At 65.0% G+C, this 5,561-nt stretch carries 6 protein-coding genes and 3 pseudogenes; 6 read left to right on the top strand and 3 right to left on the bottom strand.

What is annotated here, in order from left to right; all coding sequences use genetic code 11:
• The 4 genes and pseudogenes from ACLP9N_RS20520 to ACLP9N_RS20505 all read left to right on the top strand — a co-directional run.
• A pseudogene (locus ACLP9N_RS20520) lies at window positions 1–206 on the top strand (methylmalonyl Co-A mutase-associated GTPase MeaB); the annotation flags it as partial.
• Window positions 207–259: 53 nt separating this feature from the next.
• Window positions 260–517 (top strand): annotated as a pseudogene (locus tag ACLP9N_RS20515) (nucleotidyltransferase domain-containing protein); the annotation flags it as partial.
• 221 nt (window positions 518–738) lie between these two features.
• A complete protein-coding gene (hepT, locus tag ACLP9N_RS20510; protein ID WP_442409138.1) occupies window positions 739–1,062 on the top strand; it encodes a type VII toxin-antitoxin system HepT family RNase toxin in 324 nt (107 codons plus the stop codon).
• A 31-nt stretch (window positions 1,063–1,093) separates the two neighbouring features.
• Window positions 1,094–3,700, top strand: a complete 2,607-nt coding sequence (locus tag ACLP9N_RS20505; protein WP_442409137.1) for an SEC-C metal-binding domain-containing protein — start codon at window positions 1,094–1,096, stop codon at window positions 3,698–3,700.
• 157 nt (window positions 3,701–3,857) lie between these two features.
• On the opposite strand, the gene ACLP9N_RS20500 is transcribed toward ACLP9N_RS20505, so the two are convergent.
• Complete coding sequence (locus ACLP9N_RS20500; protein ID WP_442409136.1) at window positions 3,858–4,229, bottom strand: hypothetical protein; 372 nt, start codon at window positions 4,227–4,229, stop codon at window positions 3,858–3,860.
• 98 nt (window positions 4,230–4,327) lie between these two features.
• Here ACLP9N_RS20500 and ACLP9N_RS20495 point away from each other — a divergent pair, with 98 nt between their 5' ends.
• The gene (locus ACLP9N_RS20495; protein WP_442409135.1) at window positions 4,328–4,516 is read left to right on the top strand and encodes a hypothetical protein; all 189 of its coding nucleotides are present in this window, start codon (window positions 4,328–4,330) and stop codon (window positions 4,514–4,516) included.
• A gap of 104 nt (window positions 4,517–4,620) precedes the next feature.
• Here the strand turns inward: ACLP9N_RS20495 and ACLP9N_RS20490 are convergent, their stop codons facing one another.
• Together ACLP9N_RS20490 and ACLP9N_RS20485 are read right to left on the bottom strand one after the other, a co-directional pair.
• Entirely contained in the window at window positions 4,621–4,878 is a 258-nt protein-coding gene (locus tag ACLP9N_RS20490) for a Txe/YoeB family addiction module toxin (RefSeq protein WP_442409134.1), read from the bottom strand.
• Window positions 4,875–5,150, bottom strand: coding sequence for a type II toxin-antitoxin system Phd/YefM family antitoxin (locus ACLP9N_RS20485; RefSeq protein WP_442409133.1), 276 nt, complete (start codon window positions 5,148–5,150; stop codon window positions 4,875–4,877). Before ACLP9N_RS20485 ends, ACLP9N_RS20490 begins: the two co-directional genes overlap by 4 nt.
• Window positions 5,151–5,278: 128 nt before the next feature.
• On the opposite strand from ACLP9N_RS20485, the pseudogene ACLP9N_RS20480 reads away from it, so the two are divergent.
• Window positions 5,279–5,439 (top strand): annotated as a pseudogene (locus ACLP9N_RS20480) (methylmalonyl Co-A mutase-associated GTPase MeaB); the annotation flags it as partial.
• Between the last annotated feature and the right edge of the window lie 122 nt (window positions 5,440–5,561).

The following is a 5,561-nucleotide window of genomic DNA, read 5'->3' as shown; positions in this document are numbered from 1 at the left end:
CGGGGGAGTTCCAGGCGCGCCGGCGGGCCCAGCAAGTCGACTGGACCTGGCAGATGGTGCGCGACACGGTGGTGGATCGGGTGCTGTCCAACCCGGACGTGCGCAAGATCCGCGCCGACGTGGAACGTCAGGTAAGGGCGGGGGAACTGACCCCCGCCCTGGCGGCACAGCAAATATTGAAGGCCGCCTCGGGCTCGAATCGGTGATGCCTCCACGGTACTCACACCTATGGGCCTTTGTCCGATGAGATAATCCGACGGTGGACCGGGTGGACAAGCGAGTTGAGGAAGCAATACAAGCGCTGCGGCACCGCGGCGCCGTCTTTGCCTACCTTCATGGCAGTCGCGCGGCGGGCACTTCCCGTGCGGATTCCGATGTCGACATCGCCGCCTATTTCGACGAACAAGCACCGGAAGCTTTCGAGGTTGTTTTGCCCTCCGGTGTCGACCTGCTCGTCCTGAATCGCGCTCCTCTCGAACTTGCGGGCCGAGTCGCGATGAGCGGGAAACTTCTCTTCGAGCGGGATCCCAGTGCTCGTGTGGTGTGGGAGGCGACGACCCGCAAGATCTATCCCGACGAGCTGCCGCGGCTCGAAATCGCTCGCCGGGATTCGCAGAAGCGGTGCTGCGCCGTGGCGGATGAAGTCCGCGTTTTTCGGCTGCTGCGCGTTGTCACCGACGATCTGGGAATTTTGCATCATCAGGAGTCCAATGCTGGTGATGCGCGTCCGCCGACCCGATGTGGCTACGCGGTGTCAAGTACACATTTGTCACATCCATTGAGGCATGTATCGATATCGCCCAGCACATCTGCTCGGCGCAGGGCTGGGGGCCGCCGGCAGACAACGCCGACGCCATGAAAGTGCTTGGGCGCCATGAAGTACTTACGACCCAAGTGTCCGACGCCATGCGGAAGGCCGTCGGCTTCCGCAATGTCCTCGTGCACGAGTACGTCGAGGTGTCGGATGAAATCGTCGCGTCCAGGCTGGTAGATCTGCGTGACCTCGAGCAATATGTCGAGCAGGTGACCGCATTCGTGCATGGGAATAGGGGTCCTTGCTGACATCGTGCCCTACGCGAGTAACGTCGAGGCGATGTCTGACGAGTCGGTTGCCGCTGTTGTGCGCCAAGTCCTTTCGGCGAGCGGTCCGATGACCGAGGACGCCCTGTTGGGTCGGCTCGACGCCGATGGCGTTGACCTGGGCCCTGATGCCGGCGCTACGGTCGCTGAGGTTCTCGACGACGATACCGGGCCGTTCATGCCCCTGACCGATGGGCGGTGGGCCTGGATTCCGGCTTTGCTCGACGGCAGGGTCTTCACGCACCGCCTCAGCGAAGCGGAAATCGCCCACGACATCATCGAGTGCGATCCGGATCTGGCGCCGGTAACAATGCTGACTAAGGTAAAGACCTATCAGCGGCTCGTCGATGGCTCGCCGGTCACCGACGTTCTCCCATCCTTCGACGGCGACGTGCTTGCCGCACGAGGAGTGCCCGCGACAGCGGTTGACTGCGAGGAAGCATTACTGCTGCGGCCCGGCTACTTTGCCGCGCTCGGTGCCCGAGCTGGTGACCTGGTCGGGTTGCGGGTCACCGCAACGGGATTCGAGTTGGCGACGGCGGCAGAGCCGGCCCCGTGCAATGTCGGTATGGCGCTGGGCGCCCTGCTCGAAGAGCGTCCCGATCAGCCCGAGATGCTCGACGCTGCTGTGTGGACGGTGTGCGCCGACGACGACAGCGCGTTTCGTGAGCCGACGGCCCCGCTGGGTGACCTGCTGGCGGCCAGCGGGTTGGCTTGCGAAGGCGACTGGATTGCCGGTAGCGGGTTCGATTTCGGCGCATGGCGGGTAGCTGGCCGGATCGAATCGATCATGGCGCGGTACCAACTTCACGAGGATGAGGCGCTGGCCGTGCTGGCGACCGTGCGGCTTCACGAGCAGACGCGTGACCTGGTCGAGGCCGTCCAGGCCGCCCAAGACGGCGGCGACGAGGAGGGCCTCACCGAAATCGTCACGCAACTTGCGCCGGTCGCCTCGCCAGTCAAGCAAGAGCCGGATCGCGACCGCACCACCGTTCGTGCCACCCTCGAATTCCTCGCTGATCCGGCCGTGGCGGCAGCCGCGCTTGCCGAAACCCATTCTGAAGAAGCAGATTCCGCCGTCGCCTTGGGGGTGTTTGCGGAATCGGCGGAGCCGCTGACGCCGCGCGCCGCGCGCCCGGCGTTGCGCTGGATGCGGGCCAAGGCCTACGAGCGGCTCGGTGACGTCGAAAAGGCCGAGGCGACGTTGCATGAAGCCGAGTCGCTGGATCCGTCATGGCCGTTGACGCTGCTGTCGTTGGCCCGCTACGCCGGCGATCGCGGCGACGCCGAGCGGGGGCTGGCGCTGCTGCGCCGCGCGGGGGCGCCCGACGACGACGAATTGGTGCAGCTGCTAGAGCGTTTCCGGCCTGCAGCTCGCCCGGACCTCGGCCGCAACGAGCGGTGCTGGTGCGGCTCGGGCCGCAAGTACAAGGTGTGTCACCTCAATCGCGAGCAGTTGCCGCTCGAGCAGCGGGCCGCCTGGCTGTATCAGAAGGCCACAACCGGCCTGCTCGACGGTCCGTTCACGGCCCTGCTCGTCGACACCGCGGAGGCCCGGACGCAGTACTGGGATTCTTCAGACGCGCTCATTGCCGCGTTCCGCGATCCTCTGGTCTGCGATGCGGTGCTGTTCGAGGGGGGTGCGTTCGCCGACTTTCTCGACACGCGCGGTTTCTTGCTGCCGGAAGACGAGCGGTTGTTGGCCGAGCAGTGGCTGCTCGTGGAGCGTTCGGTGCACGAGGTGCTCGACGTGTCGCGCGGGCGGGGATTCACGCTGCGTGATGTGCGCACCGGCGACGTGCACCAGGTGCGCGGGCGGGTCGGCAGCTCGCAGGTGAACGTCGGCGAACTCTACAGTGCCCGGGTTGTCCCGGCCGGCGACACGATGCAGGTCTTCGGCGGGATGGAGCCGGTATCGCTCGGCGAGCGCGACGACCTGATCGCGCTGCTCGACGACGAGCCCGGCCCCGTCGACCTCGTCGCGGCGCTGTCCCGTCGATTCGCCCCGCCGGTGCTGCAAAACACCGAGGGCGAACCGTTGATGATCTGTGATGCCAGGCTACGAGTCGACGACCCGGCCGCGCTGGCCCGCGCGCTTGATGACAACTACGAACGCGAGGAGGACCAGCCGGATGGCACGTTGATGTGGTTCGAGCACGTCATCACTCACGGCATGGAGCGGATCCGGGCGCACTTGGAACTCAGGGGCGACGAACTGAATGTTCACGCTAACAGCATGATCCGTTTCGAGCGCGTTCTAGCCACCATTCGTGCGCTGGACCCGTCGGTGACCGTCTTGAGCGATACCCGCGACCCCGCCGGCGATCTTCGCGCCGTCCAGCGGCTCGCCGCACGCGGCCCGGCGACGTCGGCCGACGTGCTTGACCCGGCCGCGGACCCGGCCATCGCCGCGGCGCTCGACGAGATTACCCGCAAACACGAAGCGGCTTGGCTTGACGAACCGATCCCTGCACTGGCCGGTCACACGCCCCGTGAATGCGCCGACGACCCGACCCGACGCCCCGACCTGATCCGGCTGCTCGACTCCTTCCCGCAAGACACCGACCAACCCGGAACGATGAGCCCGACACGGCTGCGCGCTGCGCTCGGCCTGGACTGACCCGTCGGTTTCCTGCCGTGGCGGTGACGCATCGTGGCGGTGACGCATCGTGTGGGTGCTCTCCGCTGTCGAGGTCCCGAGCATTCGGTCTTGGCGGGGGCCGGACGGCGCCGGCTTGCTGCCTGAGCTGTCCGCCGTCTGCCCGAACCGCTCGAGCTCATTCGGTCGGTCGGCTATGTCCTTGATCCGTGATGATCGTCCCGAGAAGGCCAACGATCTGCTGTTGTCCGGCGGCTTCGGCGTCGAATCTGCCGCGCATCTCGGTGAATCCTTGGTCGACATTCTCTTGGAGGGCACCGAAGTGCGATCGAAGGTCAACGAAGTCCTCCCGGAGGGCGTTGAAGCTTGCCGCTTTGGCCTGGCGGAACTCGCGGAGATCGTCGCGAAATCCGCTGACGTCGCGGTCGGCGGCTCCTGCGAGTACCCGAGCGGCCGCGGCGTCTTGCTCGCTTGCCTGTACCCGCCCGGCCAGGTCGCGCACTTGGTGCTCAAGAGCAGCGACGCGTGAATCGAGATCGCCAGGATCCATGAATGAGAGCGTAGCGGTGTCCGGCGACAACCGGCATCCCTCGCATCCTCAGACTTCCGACCTTGCTCGAGTGTGGATGCCGCCGCATCATCAGCCTGATGACCGTCGAGCCGTCATCCACTGACCCGCTACACCTGCTGGTGCTGACCCTATTTCGGGAACAGCGCGAAGGGGATGAGATTGTTGGCAGCCTGGCCGAGATGGCTGAGAACAGCTTGGCACTGGTCGGCAATGGCGTGAAATGGATGGGCGATGACTCCGTTGGTTGTGGGCCACGTGCGACATGAGCACGCGCTGGCCGTTACGTGCCAAGTTGGCACGCGGGCTGGAAGCGACTGCTTGTCGATGCGCTCGCGCTCCTGACGCCGAATTCACGCTCCTGACGCCGAATTCAGTAGTGGTATCGGGCCTTGACGATTTTGACTTCGTCGTCCTCTGCTCGGTACACCAGCCGGTGTTCGTCGTCGATCCGGCGGGACCAATATCCTGATAGCTCACCCTTGAGTGGTTCCGGTTTGCCGATCCCGCTGAACGGATTGCGTTGGATCTCTCCGATCAGGCGCGTGATCCGGCGGGCGGCCTTACGGTCGGCGGCCAGCCAGAATAGGAAGTCTTCCCGGGCATCAGGGTCGAAGTGGATGCTTCTCACTCCTCGCCGCCGGCCATCTCCCGCAGCTCGTCTATGGACTTGGTGAGTGCGGAGCGCCCGGCCTTGTCCCGGGCGACCGCGTCCATCAGTCGCCTAGCGTTTTCCGGTGAGCGCAGCAGGTAGACAGTCTCTTGCCACGAGTCGTAGTCGTCGGCAGACATGAGTACCGCATCCCCGGCTTTGGAGGTGATGCGCACGGGCTGGTGATCCGTGTTGACTTGTTCCAGAAGCGGAAACAGCCGCTGCCTGGCCTCGCTTGCGCTGATGCTCATGCGGTTCTCCCCTCAGCGACCATGTACGGCATTATCGTACCGCAATAGTACGGAGAAACGGTACTGGTCTGCCGCAAGCAGCGACTGGCGCCACACATGGCAACACCAGGGCTTACGGGCTCCGGCAGGTCGACTGGACCTGGCAGCTGATGCGCGACACGGTGCTGGATCGGGCGCTGTCCAACCCGGACGTGCGCAAGACCCGCGCCGACGTGGAACGTCAGGCGAAGGCCGGGAGCTGACGCCCGCCCTGGTGGCGCAGCAAATATTGAAGGCCGCGTCGCGCTAACGGAAAGGTAAATAATCTAATGTTCGCCAGACGACAGTATGAAATCCAAGTAAATTTGGAAGCGTGACGGTGGACACTGGAGTCGATCGACGCGCGGTCCGTTTTCACGATGCCCCTGACGC

It is taken from the genome of Mycobacterium sp. (genome assembly GCF_052144515.1).
In the GTDB taxonomy this organism is placed as follows: domain Bacteria; phylum Actinomycetota; class Actinomycetes; order Mycobacteriales; family Mycobacteriaceae; genus Mycobacterium.
This window is presented reverse-complemented; position numbering and strand designations above follow the sequence as displayed.

Bases quoted from the DNA above. Each gene is read 5' to 3' on its own strand.
- hepT (WP_442409138.1), top strand. From the start codon at position 739: ATGTGGCTACGCGGTGTCAAGTACACATTTGTCACATCCATTGAGGCA.
- ACLP9N_RS20505 (WP_442409137.1), top strand. From the start codon at position 1,094: ATGTCTGACGAGTCGGTTGCCGCTGTTGTGCGCCAAGTCCTTTCGGCG.
- ACLP9N_RS20500 (WP_442409136.1), bottom strand. From the start codon at position 4,229: ATGGATCCTGGCGATCTCGATTCACGCGTCGCTGCTCTTGAGCACCAA.
- ACLP9N_RS20495 (WP_442409135.1), top strand. From the start codon at position 4,328: ATGACCGTCGAGCCGTCATCCACTGACCCGCTACACCTGCTGGTGCTG.
- ACLP9N_RS20485 (WP_442409133.1), bottom strand. From the start codon at position 5,150: ATGAGCATCAGCGCAAGCGAGGCCAGGCAGCGGCTGTTTCCGCTTCTG.